Origin of the sequence: Streptomyces coacervatus, assembly GCF_029223485.1 — a bacterium.
Classification (GTDB): Bacteria; Actinomycetota; Actinomycetes; order Streptomycetales; family Streptomycetaceae; genus Streptomyces; species Streptomyces coacervatus.
Genome location: NZ_JARHTP010000005.1, coordinates 254,787 through 272,784 on the forward strand (window position 1 = coordinate 254,787; position 17,998 = coordinate 272,784).

The window sequence follows — 17,998 nt, forward strand, 5'->3', positions numbered from 1 at the left end:
GTTCCCCGCGCCCCTAAAGGATGCGCAGTTCCCCGCGCCCCTGAAAGATGCGCAGTTCCCCCCGCCCCTAGAAGACGCGCAAGTCCCCGCGCCCCCAAAAGCCCAAGCTGCTACTCGACCGTTACCGACTTCGCGAGGTTCCTCGGCTTGTCGATGTCTCGGCCGAGGGTCAAAGCCGTGTGGTAGGCGAGGAGTTGGAGGGGGATGCCCATCAGGATGGGGTCCAGTTCGTCCTCGTTCTTGGGGATGACGATTGTCTGGTCGGCCTTTTCCTGGTTCTGGTGGGCTACGGCCAGGATGCGGCCGCTGCGGGCCTTGATCTCCTCCATGGCGGCGCGGTTCTTCTCCAGGAGGTCGTCGTCGGGGACGATCGCGACCGTGGGGAGGGCCGGCTCGATCAGGGCCAGGGGGCCGTGCTTGAGCTCGGAGGCCGGGTAGGCCTCGGCGTGGATGTACGAGACCTCCTTCAGCTTGAGGGAGGCCTCGCGGGCCACCGGGTAGCCGCGGACCCGGCCGATGAAGAGCATCGAGCGGGCCCCGGCGTACTGCTCGGCCAGCTTCTTGATCTCCTCTTCCCGGTCCAGGATCTCGGTGATCTGGGCCGGCAGCTTGCGCAGGCCCTCGATGATCCGCTTGCCGTCGCGGACCGAGAGGTCGCGGGTGCGGCCCAGGTGCAGGGCCAGCAGGGCGAAGGCGACCGTGGTGTTCGTGAAGCACTTGGTCGAGACGACGCAGACCTCCGGGCCCGCGTGGACGTAGATCCCGGCGTCCGCCTCGCGGGCGATCGCCGAGCCGACCACGTTCACGATGCCGAAGACCCGCGCGCCCTTGCGCTTCAGCTCCTGGACGGCCGCGAGGACGTCGTAGGTCTCGCCGGACTGGGAGACGGCCACGTAGAGGGTGTCGGGGTCCACGACCGCGTTGCGGTAGCGGAATTCGGAGGCGGGCTCGGCGTCCGCGGGGATGCGGGCCAGCTCCTCGATCATCTGGGCGCCGATCATGCCCGCGTGGTACGAGGTGCCGCAGCCGAGGATCTTCACGCGGCGGATCTGGCGCGCCTCGCGGGCGTCCAGGTTGAGGCCGCCGAGGTGCACGGTGGAGAAGCGGTCGTCGATGCGGCCGCGCAGCACGCGGTCCACGGCGTCGGCCTGCTCGTGGATCTCCTTGTGCATGTATGTGTCGTGGCCGCCCATGTCGTACGACGCTGCCTCCCACTCCACGGTGGTCGGCTCGGACGTCGTACGGGTGCCCTCGGTGGTGTACGTGCGGAAGTCGTCGGCCTTGAGGGTGGCCATCTCGCCGTCGTCGAGAGTCACTATCTGCCGCGTGTGGGCGACCAGCGCGGCGATGTCCGAGGCGACGAACATCTCCTTCTCGCCGACGCCGAGGACGACCGGGGAGCCGTTTCGCGCCACCACGATGCGGTCGGAGAAGTCGGCGTGCATCACGGCGATGCCGTACGTGCCCTCGATGACCCGCAGGGTTTCGCGGACCTTCTCCTCCAGGGTCTCGGCCTGGGAGCGGGCGATCAGGTGGACGAGCACCTCGGTGTCGGTCTCGGAGAGGAACTCGACGCCGTCCGCCTCCAGCTTGCGGCGCAGGTCGGAGGCGTTGTCGATGATGCCGTTGTGGACGACGGCGACCCTGCCCTCGGCGTCCAGGTGCGGGTGCGCGTTCACGTCGGACGGGGCGCCGTGGGTGGCCCAGCGGGTGTGGGCGATGCCGGTCGTGCCCTTGAAGCGCGCCGGGACCTTGGCCTCCAGGTCGCGGACCCGGCCCTTGGCCTTGACCATCTTCAGGCCCGCCGCCTTGGGGGACGTCACGACGATGCCCGCCGAGTCGTAACCGCGGTATTCGAGCCGCTGCAGGCCCTCCAGCAGGAGGGGAGCCACGTCACGCTTGCCGATGTATCCGACGATTCCGCACATGTATAAGCATTCCTAGCCGTAGACGATGCGGCGCAACTGCCTGAGCGTAAGCTCCGGCGGCGCGACCGCCCGGTATTTCAGGTCCGCCTCGATCCGTCCGAAGATCTCCGCGTTCACCAGGCCCTGGGCCTGCAGCTCGCGGTGGCGGCGACGGACGTACTCCACGGTCGTCTCGTCGAAGTAGGCGAGCACGTCCTGGATCACCCGCAGCGCCTCGCCCCTGCTGAGGGGCGTGGAGCGCGTCAGGTGATCAACAAGTTCGTCGTGCACCCGGTAGATCCTGAGGTAATGGAGGCCGTTTCGCAAGAATCCTGCCCGATATCGGGCAAGCGGCTGCCTTGGTGACTGTTGAGGTTCTTGTGAACCTCTGTTCGTAAGCTGTCCATCCTGAGTCTTGCGCCCCGTTGCTCATGTCGGCGAGTTTCAGACGCCATGGACATACCTCGTATGGGAGTACCGGAGCAGCTCGCCGAGCGCATGAGCATGGCCGAGCAGCACGAGTACCTGCGCGCGAGATTCTCGCGGCGCAACCTGATGAGAGGCGGCGCCGTGACGATCGGCGCCGTCACCGGTGGCGCGTTCGTGCCGGGTGCCGTGGCCCAGGCGGCGGTTCCCACGCAGCGCACCGCCCCCGCCACCGAGACGGTCGACGGCTCGCTCGTCGCCCCGTTCGGCCGCCACCTCGCCTTCGGCAACGACGCGAGCACCGAGATGACCGTCTCCTGGCAGGTGCCGGTCGCGGTGAAGAAGCCCTTCATCCGCATCGGTGCCCACCCCTGGGACCTCTCGCGCAAGATCGAGGCCGAGGTCCGCAGCCTCTACACCCCGGCCGGTGTCGGTGCGAGCGCCGACCACACGCAGTACTACATCCACGCCAAGCTCACCCACCTGCGCCCGGGCAGGACGTACTACTACGGCGTCGGCCACCAGGGCTTCGACCCGGCCGAGCCGCACCTCCTCGGCACCCTGGGCACCTTCACCACCGCGCCCTCGTGCAAGGAGCCGTTCACCTTCACGGCCTTCGGCGACCAGGGCGTCAGCTACCACGGTCTGGCCAACGACAGCCTGATCCTCGGCCAGAACCCGTCCTTCCACCTGCACGCGGGCGACATCGCGTACGCCGACCCGGCCGGCGCGGGCAAGACGGCCGACACCGGTTTCGACTCGCGGGTGTGGGACCAGTTCCTGTACCAGACCGAGTCGGTCGCCAAGTCCGTGCCGTGGATGGTGAGTTACGGCAACCACGACATGGAGGCCTGGTACTCGCCCAACGGCTACGGCGGCGAGGAGGCCCGCTTCTCGCTCCCCGACAACGGGCCGGACAAGGCGAACCTGCCGGGCGTCTACTCCTTCGTCCACGGCAACACGGCGATCATCTCGCTCGACCCGAACGACGTGTCGTACGAGATCCCCGCCAACCTCGGCATCTCCGGCGGCACCCAGACCACGTGGTTCGAGGGCCAGCTGAAGAAGTACCGGGCGTCGAAGGACATCGACTTCATCGTCGTGTTCTTCCACCACTGCGCGTACTGCACCTCCACCGCGCACGCCTCGGAGGGGGGCGTGCGCCAGGAGTGGGTGCCGCTGTTCGAGAAGTACACGGTGGACCTGGTCATCAACGGCCACAACCACCAGTACGAGCGCACCGACGTCATCAAGGGCAACACGGTCACCAAGAAGCTGCCGATCGGCGAGACCGCGTACCCCGAGACCGAGGGTGTCGTGTACGTGACGGCGGGCGCGGCGGGCCGCAGCCTGTACGCGTTCACCGCGCCGGACTCCTACGAGGGGCACGAGCACGAGGTCGACTCCGTCGCCTCGTTCATCAACACCAAGGACGGCAAGGTCAACGAGACCGTCGCCTGGTCCCGGGTGCGCTACCTCAACTACTCCTTCCTGCGCGTGGACGTCGAGCCCGCGTCGAAGGGGCACTACGCCAAGCTGAAGGTGTCGGGCATCGCCGAGACCGGTGACCGCATCGACCACTTCACGGTGGCGCGCAGGGCCAAGTAGGCATCCATCAGCGGCCTCCGGCCGCGGACGTACGCCCCGAAGGCAGGGTGTACGAGTCGCAGGCGGTCCTCACATGCGCTACATGCGCTTGAGGACCGCCTGTTTGGCCATGGTGAACTCCTCGTCGGTCAGCACGCCCGTGCGGTGCAGCTCGCCGAGTTCGCGCAGCCTTCGTAGCAACGCGTCGTGGTCGTCCTCGTGTCGGCCCGCGGGCGCGAGCTCCTTGCGGGGCCGATGCTCCAGAGGCGGTACGTCCGTCACGGCCGCCCCCGAGGGGTGCGGCAGCCGCGCCTGCACGGCCGCCGCGACCAGTGCCATCAGCGGGTCCTTCTTGAAGCCCCAGAGTTCCACGGAGTTGGGGTCGTACTTGGGCGGTGCCTTGGTGGGCGCGCTCCGTACGGTGAAGCGCAGATGCCCGTTCTCCAGGCCGGCCGCGGGCTGCCACTCCACGGCGGCGAGGTCGGTGACGGCCAGTGTGCGGGGGCCGGCGGCTGCCTTGGCGTCCTCCGTCTTCCAGTTCCACTCCAGGCGGATGTGCTCGCCGTCGAAGCTCGCGGTGCCGTCCCCGGCGGAGACGGAGAGCGGGACGGACGGGCCCGGCAGCAGATACCCGGTCACCGGGTCGGACGGAACCTCGTCCAGCAGCAGGGCGCCTCGGACCTCGTCCGTGAAGTACTCGGCCACGCCGTACCGGTCGGACTCGACCAGCAGCTGGTAGGGGTCGTTGGGCTCGGTGAGGCGGCCGCCGGAGGCGTGCAGCAGCGGGTCGGCGCCGTCGCGCAGCCGCAGCCTCAGCCGCCCCGACTTCTTGCCGTGCTCGAACGAGATCCCCGCCAACGCGCCCAGCGGGACGACGAGTTCACCCAGCGTCCGGCGGAGCAGGCTGACGTTTCTGTCCCGGCCGGGCGTCAGCCGAAGGGCGTCGCCGTCGAAGGCCCAGGTGCCGTCCCGCTGGATGATTTCCGCCATGGGGGAATTGTTTCACCGCTTGTGCGAAGGAGTGGTCTGCACCAATCTTGGGTCTCTGGTGATTTCCTGTCGAAGGGAGCACTTGTGAGACGGCATCACAGCAGGAGGACGCTGCGTATGGCGCGGGTTCTGGGATCCATGTTGCTGCTGGCGGCCGCGGGGGCCTTCACCACCGGTGCGGCATCCGTGCCGGACGTGAAGGCGAGCCCGCTCGGCCGGGTGGTTCCGGCGCCGGCGTCGGTCACCCCGGGCGGCTCCCCGTACCGCATCACCAGCTCCACTGTCATCCGCGTCGACGACTCCCTCAAGGTGCGCCGGATCGGCGAGTACCTTGCGGACATTCTGCGCCCGTCGACCGGCTACCGGCTGCCCCTGGTCGGATGGGGCCGGACCGGCATCCAACTGCGCCTGGAGAAGGGCCGGTTCGGGCCGGAGGGCTACCGCCTAGACAGCGGACGCGACGGCATCGTCATCACCGCCGGCGAGCACGCGGGCCTCTTCCACGGCGTCCAGACCCTGCGCCAGCTGCTCCCGGCGGCGGTCGAGAAGGACTCCGTACAGCCCGGCCCGTGGCTGGTCGCGGGCGGCACGATCACGGACAGTCCGCGCTACGCCTACCGCGGCGCGATGCTCGACGTCTCCCGCCACTTCTTCACCGTGGCCCAGGTCAAGCGCTACATCGACGAGTTGGCCCTCTACAAGGTCAACAAGCTGCATCTGCACCTCAGCGACGACCAGGGCTGGCGCATCGCGATCGACTCCTGGCCCAGGCTTGCGACCTACGGCGGCTCGACGCAGGTCGGCGGCGGCCAGGGCGGCTACTACACCAAGGCCGACTACAAGGAGATCGTCCGGTACGCCGCCTCCCGCTACCTGGAGGTCGTCCCCGAGATCGACATGCCCGGCCACACCAACGCGGCCCTCGCCTCGTACGCCGACCTGAACTGCAACGGCGTGGCACCCCCGCTCTACACCGGCACCGATGTCGGCTTCAGCTCGCTGTGCGTCGGCAAGGACATCACGTACAGCTTCGTGGACGACGTGATCCGTGAGCTGGCGGCGATCACGCCCGGCCGCTACCTCCACATCGGCGGCGACGAGGCGCACTCCACCAGCCACGAGGACTACGTCAAGTTCATGGACCGGGTGCAGCCGATCGTCGCCAAGTACGGCAAGACGGTGATCGGCTGGCACCAGCTGACCGGTGCGCATCCGGTGAAGGGGGCGCTCGCGCAGTACTGGGGGCTGGATGACACGGATGCTGCGGAGAAGGCGCAGGTCGCCAAGGCCGCGCAGAACGGGACCGGGCTGATTCTGTCGCCGGCGGACCGGCTGTACCTCGACATGAAGTACACCGAGGACACGCCGCTCGGGCAGGACTGGGCGGGGCTGGTGGAGGTGAAGCGGTCGTACGACTGGGATCCGGGCAACTACCTTGCCGGGGCGCCGAGTTCGGCCGTCCAGGGTGTCGAGGCGCCGCTGTGGAGCGAGACGATCGTGACGGACGCCGACATCGACTACATGGTGTTTCCGCGGCTGGCGGGGGCGGCTGAGCTCGGCTGGTCGCCGGCGTCCACTCATGACTGGGACGGTTACAAGGTGCGGCTTGCTGCGCAGGCTCCGCGGTGGGACGCGCTGGGGATCGGGTACTACCGGTCGCCGCAGGTTCCTTGGTGATTCGTCTGACCGTTGGTGGGGGCTGGTCGCGCAGTTCCCCGCGCCCCTAAAGGGCGCGACGGGCACCCCCCGGAGGACCGTACTCCCGGGGGTGCCCGCCGCCTTGATCAGAACCCCGCGACGGGATTTTTCAGGGTTCCGATCAGTTGGAGGGCGCCCGCCGGGTCGGCCAGGTCGACCATCTGGCGGTTGTTGCGCAGTTGGAGGCGGTTGAGGCAGGACAGGGCGAACTCCGGGGCGAACATGTCGTACTGCTTGAACTTGTCGGCGAGTTCGGGCACCGACTGCTGGTACTCGCGGGTGACCTCCGCGACCGTCCGCCAGAAGTCGTCCTCATCCAGGACCCCCTCGCTCGCGAGGTTCGCGGCGAGGAAGCGGAAGAAGCAGTCGAAGACGTCCGTGAAGAGGGAGAGGAGTTTCTTCTCCTCGGGGACGTCCACGCGCAGCCGCTCGACCGTCGGCGGCAGCACCGCGTCCGGGTCCATGACGGCGATCTCCTCGGCGATGTCCTTGTAGATCGCGCGCTGCACGACCCCGTCCTTGAGGACGAGGATCACGTTCTCGCCGTGCGGCATGTAGACCAGGTCGTAGGCGTAGAAGCTGTGCAGGAGCGGGGTGAAGTACGCCCGCAGGTAGTGCCGCAGCCACCGGGTCGGCGTGAGGCCCGACTGTTCGATCAGCGCGCCCGCGAAGGACGCGCCCTCGTGGTCGACATGGACGAGGGAGGCCATGGTGGCCAGGGACTCGCCGTCCTGGAGGGAGGAGACCGGGCTCTCGCGCCACAGGGCCGCGAGCATTTTGCGGTACGGCGAGTAGCGGTCCGTCGCCTTCTCGTACTCCAGGTGCCGGTAACCGACGGCGGCCCGCTCACGGATGATCGTGAGGCCCGTCGACTTGAGGATCGGGTCGCCCTCGATCAGCTGGGCGAGCCAGTCGTTGATGGCCGGGGTGGCCTCCATGTAGGCGGCCGAAAGTCCGCGCATGAAGCCCATGTTGAGGACCGACAAGGCCGTCTTCACATAATGCTTCTCGGGGTGCGAGCCGTTGAAGAAGGTCCGGATGGACTGCTGGGCCAGGTACTCGTCGTCGCCCTCGCCCAGGCAGACGAGATGGCCGCGGGCGATCTCGGCGGCGAAGGTGACGGTGAGCTTGTTCCACCACTGCCAGGGGTGGACGGGGATGAGGAGGTAGTCGTCCGGGTCGAGGCCCTGCGCGGAAAGTGTGTCGCGGAAACGGTTCAGCGTCACACTTCCCAGCTCCTCCCGTAGGAAGGACTCGTACTCGATCCCGACGCCGGCGGTGAACGCGGCGCGTGACTTGTGTGCAGCGAGCCACACCAGCCGGACCGGGCTCGCCGTCTCGGGGGCGTACGACAGGTATTCGTGGATGCCGAAGCCGAGCCGCCCGTTGTTGGCGACGAAGCAGGGGTGGCCCTCGGTCATCCCGGTCTCGATCGACTGGAAGTCGCGTCCGACCAGCTCGGCGACCGGGATCTGCGGCTTGGTGAGCTTGTAGCAGGTGCCGGAGAGGGTGGAGGAGATCTCCTCCAGGTAGACCGGGAGGATCTCGTCGCTCAGGCCCAGTGTCTGCTTCAGCTCGATGAAGAAGTCCAGGGCGGCGAGGGGAAGTTCGGCGCCGTCTCGGTGGCGGGTGACGGAGTCGGCGTCGACCTGCCAGTGGTCGAGGGCGCGGCGGGCGGCGGTGAAGCGGTAGCGGGTCAGGCCGTCGTCGCTGCGGACGACGTATCCCTCACCACTCTTCTCCGGCGTGACCAGCCGCTCGTGCGCGAACTCGGCGAGGGCCTTGCGGATCAGTAGGCGGTTGGCCTTCTCCCAGCGTTCGGGGGAGAGGTGGGCCACGGCGTCGGCGAGGGTCATGCCGGCACCGCCGTCTTCTCGAACTGCTCCCGTGTGCAGAAGCTCAGCAACGCTTTCTTCTCCGGCTTCTGGATCTCGCGCTCGGGCAAGAATCCGACGGCTTCGTTCAGGGTGTGGACGGCCTTGTTGGCGATGTCCGGTTCGACGACGACACGGTCGACGGTCGGGTCCTCGAAGAGGTGCGCCAGCACGGCGGTGATGACGGCCCGCGTAAATCCGTGCACGGGTGTGTCGGTCGCGGGCGTGAGGAAGTGCATGCCGATGTCGCCCGGCTGCGGCTCGTACAGGCCGACCAGCTCGCGGTGCGCGGGGTCGTAGTACTCCATCAGGAAGGCCGGTTCGCCGTCGCGCAGCCCGAGCAGGGCGTGCTGGTGCTCGTCGGCCGCGATCTCCATGTACGCGCGCTCGACGTCCACCAGCTTCGCGTCCTGCATCATCCAGAACGCCGCCTTGGGGTGGGTGACCCAGGAGTGCAGCAGCTCGGCATCCTGGAGGGGGTCGACGGGGCGGAACGTGAAGGTCATACGGCGAACTCCTGGAACGCGACGGTCTTCTCGACCGGGTAGTACTCCGTGCCGAGCAGCTCTCGGATGATGCAGCTGTTGCGGTACGGGCCCATGCCGAGGTCGGGGCTGGTGATGCTGTGGGTGTGGACGCCGGCGTTCTGCAGGAAGACGCCCCGGCCGGTCACGTCGATCGCGTAGTTGCGGGCGACGTCGAAGTTGCCGTGCGAGTCGTAGCGCAGACGGCTCTTGACCGGGCTCAGGAACTCCGGCTCGGCGTATGTGTAGCCGGTGGCCAGGACCAGGCCCTGCGACTCGATCTCGTAGTCCTTCTCCTGCTCCTCCTGGCGGAAGGAGAGCGTGTACGTGCCGTGCTCGTGACGCGCGCTGTTCAGCGAGGAGTTGGTGAGCAGACGGGTCGGGACCGGGCCGCCCAGGTTCTTCTGGTAGAGCAGGTCGAAGATCTCGTTGATCAGGTCGCCGTCGATGCCCTTGAACAGGCCCTTCTGCTGGGCCGTGAGGCGGTAGCGGGTGGCCTCCGGGAGCTCGCGGTAGTAGTCGATGTACTCCGGGGAGGTCATCTCCAGCGTGAGCTTGGTGTATTCGAGGGGGAAGAAGCGCGGGGAGCGCGTCACCCAGTTCAGCCGGTAGCCGTGGACGTCGATCTCGCCGAGGAGGTCGTAGTAGATCTCGGCGGCGGACTGGCCGGAGCCGACGATCGTGATCGAGTCCTTCTTCTGCAGTTCCGCCTTGTTCTGCACATAGCGGGAGTTGTGGAAGAAGTCGCCGTCCAGGCCGTGCACGGCCGCCGGGTAGTGGGGCGAGGTGCCGGTGCCGAGGACGAGGTGGCGGGCGCGGTACACGTCACCGGCCTCGGTGCGTACGAGGTAGTGCCCGTCCTCGTACGTGACCTCGGCGACCGTCGTGCCGAAGCGGACGCCGGTCAGCTTGTTCGCGGCCCAGCGGCAGTAGTCGTCGTACTCGACGCGCAGGGGGTAGAAGTTCTCGCGGATGTAGAACGAGTACAGCCGGCCCTGGTCCTTCAGATAGTTGAGGAAGGAGTACGGGGATGTCGGGTCGGCGAGTGTGACCAGGTCCGACATGAACGGGGTCTGGAGGTGGGCGCCGTCCAGGAACATGCCCGCGTGCCACTCGAAGTCCGGCTTCGACTCCAGGAAGACGCCGTCGAGTTCGTCGATCGGCTCGGTGAGGCAGGCCAGGCCGAGATTGAAGGGGCCGAGCCCGATCCCCACGAAGTCATGGGTTCCGGTCGGGGTTTCAGGACGCGCGGTCAAGGGACTCTCCCAGGTACTGCTCGGCGTGGCCGGCTATCAGGTCCAGGACGGCGGCGATGTCCTCGGTCGTCGTCTCGGGGTTGAGCAGGGTGAACTTCAGGTAGTGGCGGCCGCCCACCTTGGTGCCCGCGACCGCCGCGTCGCCGGAGGCGAACAGGGCCTTGCGGGCGTACAGGTTGGCGCGGTCGATCTCGGCCGGGTCGGTGACGGCGGCCGGGATGTGGCGGAAGACGAGGGTGGAGAGCGTCGGCTCGACCACGACGTCGAAGCGGGGGTCGGCGGCGAGCAGCTTCCAGCCTTCGACGGCCAGATCGCAGACCTCGTCGAAGAGCTGCCCGATACCGTCGGCGCCCATCGTGCGCAGCGTCATCCACAGCTTGAGGGCGTCGAAGCGGCGGGTGGTCTGCAGGGACTTGTCGACCTGGTTGGGGATGCGCTCGGTGACCATACGGCGCGGGTTCAGGTACTCCGCGTGGTAGGTGGCGTGGCGCAGGGTCGAGGCGTCCCGCACCAGCACGGCGGACGAACTCACCGGCTGGAAGAAGGACTTGTGGTAGTCGACGGTGACCGAGTCGGCGCGCTCGATGCCGTCGATACGGCCACGGTACTTGAGGGAGGCGAGCAGCCCGCAGCCGTACGCGGCGTCGACATGCATCCAGGTGCCGTACTGCGCGCACAGCTCGGCGATCTCCGGCAGCGGATCGATGGAGCCGAAGTCGGTGGTGCCCGCGGTGGCGACGACGGCCATCGGGACCAGGCCGTCCTTCCTGCAGCGCTCCAGCTCGCGGGCGAGGGCGACGGTCTGCATCCGCTTGTCGTGGTCGACGGGGACGGAGACGACGGAGTCCTGGCCGAGGCCCAGCAGTTTCGCCGACTTCTTGACGCTGAAGTGGCTGACCTCGGAGGCGAAGATGCGCAGTCTGGCGAGGGAGGCCCCTTCTTCCCACCCTGCCCACCCTGGCTTGGCTTCTTCCCTCGCCAGCAGCAGCGCCTGGAGGTTGGACTGCGTCCCGCCGGAGGTGAACACGCCGTCCGCGGCCGGGCCGAGGCCGATCCGCGCGGTCGTCCAGTCGATGAGCTTGCGCTCGATCAGGGTGCCGCCGGCCGACTGGTCCCAGGTGTCGAGGGAGGAGTTGACGGCGGACAGGACGGCCTCGCCGAGTACCGCCGGGATGACGACCGGGCAGTTGAGATGGGCGAGGTAGCGGGGGTGGTGGAAGTAGACCGCGTCGCGGAGGTACACGTCCTCCAGCTCGTCGAGCACGGCCGCGGTGTCGTGCAGCGGACGGTCCAGGTCGATCTGCTCGATGCGGGGAGCGAGGGCGTCGACCGTGACGCCGGTGAACGGGCGCTTGGTGGCGGCGAGTTTGGCCGCCACCCGCTCGACGCCTTCGGTCACGGAGCGGCGGTACTGCTCCGCGGTCGTGTCATTGAGCAGGTGCGAGCGCATGGGGCGGGTCCTCCGATGGGGGCTGCGACTTGAGGGCGGCAACTTAGGTAAGGCTAACCTAACTTGTGCTGGACCAGGGCAGCATCAGCCGTGACCGTGATCACTCCGGTCCCAGTGGTGGCTGTTCGGCGTGGTGGGTGTGGTGGGTGTGGTGACTACTCGGCGGCGCGCAGTTGTTCCTCGGTCATCCCCCGGCGCCAGTAGCCGACGAAGGTGACCCGCCGCCGGTCGATCCCGCGCTCCCCGACGAGGTGCCGGCGCAGCTGCTTCACGCTGCCGCTCTCGCCCGCGATCCAGGCGTACGGGTGCTCGGCGGGCGGGAGTTGGGCGGTGCGGAGGGCGTCGAGGGCCATGGGGGACCCCTCGACGCCGTTCGCGTCCCGGACCAGCCAGGTGATCTCGGCGTCGGCCTCGGTCACCAGATCCTGGATGTCCCCGGCGTCGTGCACCTCCAGCCAGACCCGGGCGCGGGTGCCGGCCGGCAGCGACTCAAGGATCGCCGAGACGGCCGGAACAGCGGTCTCGTCCCCCCAGATCAGCGTCAGGTCGGTGTCCGCGGGCGGCCGGAACCGGATCGCCCGGTTGTCCGCGACCGCGGGCCCGAGCACCAGCACCCGGCTTCCCGCGCTCGCCCGGGCGGCCCACCGCGAGGCGGGACCGGCCGGGGTATGCAGCACGAAGTCGATATCGATCTCGTCCGGATCGCGCCGCAGGGCTCGGAGCGTGTACGACCGCATCACCGCCCGTACACCGTCCGGAAGTTCACGCCAGGCCTGCCACCAGCCGTCACCGAGGTCGTACGGAACGGCGGGTTCGCTCTGCCCGGGCTGCGGCAGGAACAGCGACAGCGACTGGTCGCGTCCGTCGGAGAAGAAGTACTGCAGCTCCTCCCCGGCGAAGGTCACCCGGACCAGAGACGGCCCAAGCCGCCTCGTCCGCACGACCTGAAGGGAGAAGAAACGGAACGGGGCCGCAACGGCGGTGGTCATATGGGCTCCTGAGTCATCGTCAGGTTGTAAGCGGGGGGAGGTGCACCAGGCCTAAGGGGCGCGGGGAACTGCGCGACCAGCCACATCGGACCCGCAGCTACCCACGGCCCCAAACGCTCAGCTGACCTTCTGCGCCTTCTCAAGCGCCTCGGCCAAACTCACCAGCAGCGGCACGCACTTGTCGTAGGACAGGATCGGTTCGGGCGAGCGCGAGATGACCTGCCCGGCCTTGACCGCGGGCAGCTTCTTCCAGGTGGCCTTGGTGATGTCGGCCGGCTGGATCGTCGAGGACCGGTCGTCCATCATGATGATGTCCGCCGCGTACTTGTCGACGTTCTCCCAGCTGAGCGACTCGAACCAGCCGCCGCCCTTGGCCTTCGCCTTCTCCGGGGGCTCGACGAAGTTCACGCCGAGCGCCTTGAAGTACTCCAGGTCGATCGAGAGGTTCGTGCCGGAGACATAGAAGAGCGCGTCGCTCGCGGAACCGGCCATCACCTTGATGTCGGGCTTGGCCTTCGCGGCCTTGCGCAGCCGGGCGGCGGCCGCCTCGAACTTCTTCTTCGACTCGGTGACCTTGGCCGCCGTCATGTCCGCGCCGAGCGACTGGGCGAGCGCCCACATGCGCTGCAGCGGCTCGGTCAGCTGGCGGTCGTAGACGGAGATGCCGACGCTGGGAGCCAGCTTGGCGATCTTGTCCTTGGAGGCCTCGGGGACGTACCAGAGCGTGCCGGCGTCGTCGAACATGGTGGTGATGAGCACGTCGGGCGCGAGGGCCGCGTACTTCTCGACGTTGAACTGGTCCCAGACGTTGCCGAGGACGGTGACCTTGCTGATGTCCATGTCGCCGGCCTGGACGTCGGGCTTGCCGTCGGTGGTCCTGGTCGGGCCGAACACGCCCTTGACGCTGATGCCGTAGTCGTGGAGCGCGGCGGCGACGCCGGTGAACGCGACGATGTTCGCGGGTACCGCGTCGAGCTTCACCGTTGTGCCGCGGTCGTCCTTGAAGGACCAGGGGCCGGACTTGGCGGCGGTCGTGCCGTCGCCGGAGCCCCCGCTTTTCGCGTCGTCGTCCCCGCAGGCCGCGAGCACGGCCCCGAGGCCGAGGGCGCCGCCCGCGGCGAGGATGCCGCGTCGGGTGAGGTGGGTGGCTCTGGCGTTGGACATGCGTGGCTGCTTTCGAACGGGGCGAAACGCCCGCCGGACAGGTTCGAAGGTAGGTTAGCCTAACCTCACTCGAAGTCCAGAGGGGCGGGCGTTCCGGGCCCGAACCTGTGAGCAGCCTGTCAGCCGACCAACCCCAACTCCCTTGCAATCAGCATCCGTTGGACCTCGCTGGTGCCCTCGCCGATCTCCAGGATCTTGGAGTCGCGCCACATACGGGCCACCGGGTACTCGTTCATGAATCCGTAGCCGCCGTGGATCTGTGTGGCGTCGCGCGCATTGTCGACGGCGATGGTGGAGGAGTGCAGCTTGGCGAGCGCGGCCTCCTTCTTGAAGGGGGCGCCGCTCACCAGGCGGGCGGCCGCGTCCCGCCAGGCCAGGCGGGCCGTGTGGGCCTTCATCTCCATGTCGGCGATCTTGAACTGGATGGCCTGGTTGGCGCCGATCGGGCGGCCGAAGGCGTGCCGCTCCTTGGCGTACTTCACCGACTCGTCCACGCAGCCCTGAGCAAGTCCCGTCGCGAGCGCCGCGATGGCGATCCGGCCCTCGTCGAGGATGCGCAGGAACTGGGCGTAGCCGCGGCCCTTTTCGCCCAGCAGGTTGGCGGCCGGGACCCGGACGTCCGAGAAGGACAGCTCACGGGTGTCCGAGGCATTCCAGCCGACCTTCGAGTACGGGGCCGCCACCGTGAAGCCCGGAGTCCCGGACGGGACGATGATCGACGAGATCAGCGGCTTGCCGTCCGGCTTGCGGCCGGTGACCGCCGTCACCGTCACCAACCCCGTGATGTCCGTGCCCGAGTTGGTGATGAAGCACTTGGTGCCGTTGATCACCCATTCGTCCGTCGCCTCGTCGAGACGGGCCGTCGTACGGGTGGCCCCGGCGTCGCTGCCGCCGTCCGGCTCGGTCAGACCGAAGGCGCCGAGGATCTCGCCGGAGCACAGGCGGGGCAGCCACTCCTGCTTCTGGGCGTCGGTGCCGAAAAGGTGGATCGGCATGGCGCCCAGGGAGACGCCGGCTTCGAGGGTGATGGCCACGGACGAGTCCACACGGGCCAGTTCCTCCAGGGCCACGCCCAGCGCCAGATAGTCGCCGCCCATGCCGCCGTACTCCTCGGGGAACGGCAGCCCGAACAGGCCCATACGGCCCATCTCGCGGACGATCTCGTACGGGAACTCGTGGTGCTCGTAGAACTCGCCGATCTTGGGCGCCACGACGTCGTGTGCGAACTCCTCGACGGTGCGGCGGAGTTCCTCCAGCTCGGGTGAGAGTCGGTAGTCCATGCTGTGATCACTGCTCCTGGTGGGAGAGGGCCCGGACGGTGCGGGACGGGCTGGGTCGGCCCAGTTGTTCGGCCATCCACGCGCTGGTGGCGACGAGACGGCCGAGGTCGACTCCGGTGTCGATGCCGAGACCCTGAAGCATCCACACGAGGTCTTCGGTGGCGAGATTGCCGGTGGCGGACTTGGCGTACGGGCAGCCGCCGAGGCCGCCGGCGGAGGCGTCGACGGTCGTGACGCCGTGCTGGAGGGCGGCCAGGGTGTTGGCTAGGGCCTGGCCGTACGTGTCGTGGAAGTGCACGCCCACCTTCTCCACGGGGACGTCCAGTTCGGTCAGCAGGGCTGTCACATGACCCGGCGTCGCCACCCCGATCGTGTCGCCGAGGCTCAGCTCGTCGCACCCCATGTCCAGCAGCGCCCGGCACACCCGCACCACCTGCGGGACCGGGACCGCGCCCTCCCACGGGTCGCCGAAGCACATCGAGAGATAGCCGCGGACATGGACCCTCCGGGCCTTGGCGCGCGCCACCACCGGCTCGAACATCGCCAGCGCCTCGTCCATCGTGCGGTTGAGGTTGGCCTTGGCGAAGGACTCGGTGGCACTGGCGAAGACGGCGACACGGGAGGCGCCCAGAGCGAGGGCACGGTCCAATCCGCGTTCGTTCGGCACGAGCACCGGCAGATCCACCGGCAACTCGGCGACCTGCGGGAACAGCCGCTCCGCATCGGCGAGTTGGGGCACCCACTTCGGGTGTACGAAGCTCGTCGCCTCGATCGTCGTCAGACCAGCGTCGGCCAGCCGGCGCACGAACTCCGCCTTGATCTCGGTCGGTACGGTCGTCTTCTCGTTCTGGAGTCCGTCCCGTGCGCCGACCTCGTGGATGCGGACGCGGGCGGGCAGACCGGCAGCCGGTACGACCATGGGCAGCGTCATTTCTCCTCCACGGAGTTGTCCACCGGGGTGATGACCGCGAGCACCTGGTCCATGGCGACCGTCGCGCCCGGCGTGACGTCCAGCTCGGCGACCGTGCCCGCGTGCGGGGCGGAGATGACGTGCTCCATCTTCATCGCCTCGACGACCAGCAGACTCTGACCGGCACTCACCTCGTCGCCGACGGCGACCTTCACGACCGTGACCGTCCCGGGCATGGGCGCCGTGAGCGAGTCGGCGCCCCCATGCCGCGCACCCGTCAGGGACGCGGCGACCGGGTCGTGGTCGCGCACGTGCCAGGCGTCGCCGTCACGGCCGATCCAGTCGGCGGCGCGGTGGAAGGTGTGGCGGACGCCGTCGAGAGTGACCGCCACGGTGTCGTCGGTGACGGTGTGGGTGCCGCGCGGCACGTACTCCACGGGGTCCTGCACCCGCAGCTGGAACCCGACCGTCTTGGGGACACCTCCCAGCCGCCAGCCACTCGGCACCGAGAACGGATCGGTCCACCCCGCACCCGTCGGCCGCAGCGCCTCCAGCCGTACGGCCGCCGCCGCCTCGTACACCTCCTCGGGGACGTCGGCCGACACCAGCGAGTCGACCTCGCGCTCCACCAGCCCGGTGTCCAACTCGCCCGCCACCACCGCCGGATGGGCCAGCAGCCTGCGCAGGAACCCGGCGTTGGTCGGCACGCCCAGCGTCACCGTCGCCGCGAGGGCGGCCCGCAGCTTCCTGATCGCCGTCGCCCGGTCCGGCCCGTACGCGATCAGCTTGGACAGCATCGGGTCGTACAGCGAGCCGACCTCCGTGCCCTCGCTGAGCCCGGAGTCCGTACGGATGCCCTCGCCCTGGGGTTCGTGGAGCCGGAGCACCGTGCCGCCGGACGGGAGGAACCCGCGCGCGGGATCTTCGGCGCAGACACGGGCCTCGACCGCATGCCCGGTGAGTGTGATGTCGTCCTGCTCGAACGGCAGTTGCTCGCCCGCAGCCACCCGCAGCTGCCACTCCACCAGGTCCAGCCCGGTGATCAGCTCGGTGACCGGGTGCTCCACCTGCAGCCGGGTGTTCATCTCCATGAAGTAGTACGACGACGGGTCCCCGCCCGGCACGATGAACTCCACGGTGCCCGCGCCCTGATACCCGCACGAGCGGGCTGCCTGCACCGCCGCCTCGCCCATCGCGGCCCGGGTCTTCTCGTCGAGGAGCACGCTGGGCGCCTCCTCGATGATCTTCTGGTGCCGGCGTTGCAGCGAGCATTCGCGCTCGCCCAGGTGCACCACGTTCCCGTGGCCGTCCGCCAGGACCTGGATCTCGATGTGCCGGGGCCGGTCCACCCACCGTTCGACGAGGAGCGTGTCATCGCCGAAGGAGGCGCGGGCCTCACGGCGGGCGGCGGCGATCTCCTCGTCCAGCACGGCCAGGTCCCGTACGAGTCGCATGCCCTTGCCGCCGCCGCCCGCCGACGGCTTGAGCAGTACCGGTGCCCCCAACTCGCGGGCGGCCTCGGCCAGTTCGGGGTCGCGCCCACCGGGCACGACCGGCACCCCGGCCGCCTTCACCGTCTCCTTGGCGCGGATCTTGTCGCCCATGAGCGAGATGGCATCCGCGGGAGGCCCGATGAAGACCAGCCCGGCGTCGGCGCAGGCGCGCGCGAAGGACGCGTTCTCCGCGAGGAATCCGTATCCGGGGTGCACGGCCTGCGCACCCGTGCGCGCCGCCGCCTCCAGCAGCCGCTCCACCGACAGATAGCTCTCGGCCGCCGACGCCGGACCGATCCGTACCGCCGTGTCGGCCTCCCGGACGTGCCGCGCATCGGCGTCGGCGTCGGAGAAGACGGCCACCGAGCGCACGCCCAGCGAGCGGAGCGTACGGATCACGCGGACGGCGATCTCGCCCCGGTTGGCCACGAGCACTGTGTCGAACATGGG

General features: G+C 68.8%; 14 protein-coding genes. 2 read left to right on the forward strand and 12 right to left on the reverse strand.

All coding sequences use genetic code 11. The features are described from left to right. Positions 1-110 precede the first annotated feature (110 nt). Both glmS and P2Q00_RS14910 read right to left on the reverse strand, forming a co-directional pair. Positions 111-1,928 carry a glutamine--fructose-6-phosphate transaminase (isomerizing) gene (gene glmS / locus P2Q00_RS14905; RefSeq protein WP_275772960.1) on the reverse strand — a complete coding sequence of 606 codons (1,818 nt, stop codon included), beginning with the start codon at positions 1,926-1,928 and terminating at the stop codon, positions 111-113. A 12-nt stretch (positions 1,929-1,940) separates the two neighbouring features. After that, the gene (locus P2Q00_RS14910; RefSeq protein ID WP_275772961.1) at positions 1,941-2,198 is read right to left on the reverse strand and encodes a hypothetical protein; all 258 of its coding nucleotides are present in this window, start codon (positions 2,196-2,198) and stop codon (positions 1,941-1,943) included. A 177-nt stretch (positions 2,199-2,375) separates the two neighbouring features. Here P2Q00_RS14910 and P2Q00_RS14915 point away from each other — a divergent pair, with 177 nt between their 5' ends. After that, positions 2,376-3,941, forward strand: coding sequence for a purple acid phosphatase family protein (locus P2Q00_RS14915; RefSeq protein WP_275772962.1), 1,566 nt, complete (start codon positions 2,376-2,378; stop codon positions 3,939-3,941). 78 nt (positions 3,942-4,019) lie between these two features. Here P2Q00_RS14915 and P2Q00_RS14920 read toward each other — a convergent pair whose 3' ends face one another. Continuing rightward, positions 4,020-4,910 (reverse strand): DUF4429 domain-containing protein, encoded by an 891-nt coding sequence (locus P2Q00_RS14920; protein ID WP_275772963.1) that lies wholly within the window; start codon positions 4,908-4,910, stop codon positions 4,020-4,022. Positions 4,911-5,027: 117 nt separating this feature from the next. Here P2Q00_RS14920 and P2Q00_RS14925 point away from each other — a divergent pair, with 117 nt between their 5' ends. Beyond that, a complete protein-coding gene (locus P2Q00_RS14925; protein ID WP_275772964.1) occupies positions 5,028-6,587 on the forward strand; it encodes a beta-N-acetylhexosaminidase in 1,560 nt (519 codons plus the stop codon). 107 nt (positions 6,588-6,694) lie between these two features. Here P2Q00_RS14925 and P2Q00_RS14930 read toward each other — a convergent pair whose 3' ends face one another. The 9 genes from P2Q00_RS14930 to P2Q00_RS14970 form a co-directional block, all read right to left on the reverse strand. Further along, positions 6,695-8,464, reverse strand: a complete 1,770-nt coding sequence (locus P2Q00_RS14930; protein WP_275772965.1) for an IucA/IucC family protein — start codon at positions 8,462-8,464, stop codon at positions 6,695-6,697. Further along, positions 8,461-8,988 (reverse strand): GNAT family N-acetyltransferase, encoded by a 528-nt coding sequence (locus P2Q00_RS14935; protein ID WP_275772966.1) that lies wholly within the window; start codon positions 8,986-8,988, stop codon positions 8,461-8,463. The genes P2Q00_RS14930 and P2Q00_RS14935 overlap by 4 nt, the downstream gene beginning before the upstream one ends. After that, a complete protein-coding gene (locus tag P2Q00_RS14940) occupies positions 8,985-10,262 on the reverse strand; it encodes a lysine N(6)-hydroxylase/L-ornithine N(5)-oxygenase family protein (protein ID WP_275772967.1) in 1,278 nt (425 codons plus the stop codon). The genes P2Q00_RS14935 and P2Q00_RS14940 overlap by 4 nt, the downstream gene beginning before the upstream one ends. Beyond that, positions 10,246-11,712, reverse strand: a complete 1,467-nt coding sequence (desA, locus tag P2Q00_RS14945) for a lysine decarboxylase DesA (RefSeq protein WP_275772968.1) — start codon at positions 11,710-11,712, stop codon at positions 10,246-10,248. Before desA ends, P2Q00_RS14940 begins: the two co-directional genes overlap by 17 nt. 155 nt (positions 11,713-11,867) lie before the next feature. Beyond that, positions 11,868-12,701: a siderophore-interacting protein gene (locus tag P2Q00_RS14950; protein ID WP_275772969.1), complete on the reverse strand. Its 834-nt coding sequence runs from the start codon at positions 12,699-12,701 to the stop codon at positions 11,868-11,870. 117 nt (positions 12,702-12,818) lie between these two features. Next, the gene (locus tag P2Q00_RS14955; RefSeq protein ID WP_275772970.1) at positions 12,819-13,865 is read right to left on the reverse strand and encodes an ABC transporter substrate-binding protein; all 1,047 of its coding nucleotides are present in this window, start codon (positions 13,863-13,865) and stop codon (positions 12,819-12,821) included. 119 nt (positions 13,866-13,984) lie between these two features. Continuing rightward, entirely contained in the window at positions 13,985-15,145 is a 1,161-nt protein-coding gene (locus P2Q00_RS14960; protein ID WP_275772971.1) for an acyl-CoA dehydrogenase family protein, read from the reverse strand. Between the two features lie 7 nt (positions 15,146-15,152). Next, a complete protein-coding gene (locus P2Q00_RS14965; RefSeq protein ID WP_275772972.1) occupies positions 15,153-16,076 on the reverse strand; it encodes a hydroxymethylglutaryl-CoA lyase in 924 nt (307 codons plus the stop codon). Then, positions 16,073-17,995, reverse strand: a complete 1,923-nt coding sequence (locus tag P2Q00_RS14970) for an acetyl/propionyl/methylcrotonyl-CoA carboxylase subunit alpha (protein ID WP_275772973.1) — start codon at positions 17,993-17,995, stop codon at positions 16,073-16,075. Before P2Q00_RS14970 ends, P2Q00_RS14965 begins: the two co-directional genes overlap by 4 nt. Positions 17,996-17,998: the final 3 nt, after the last annotated feature.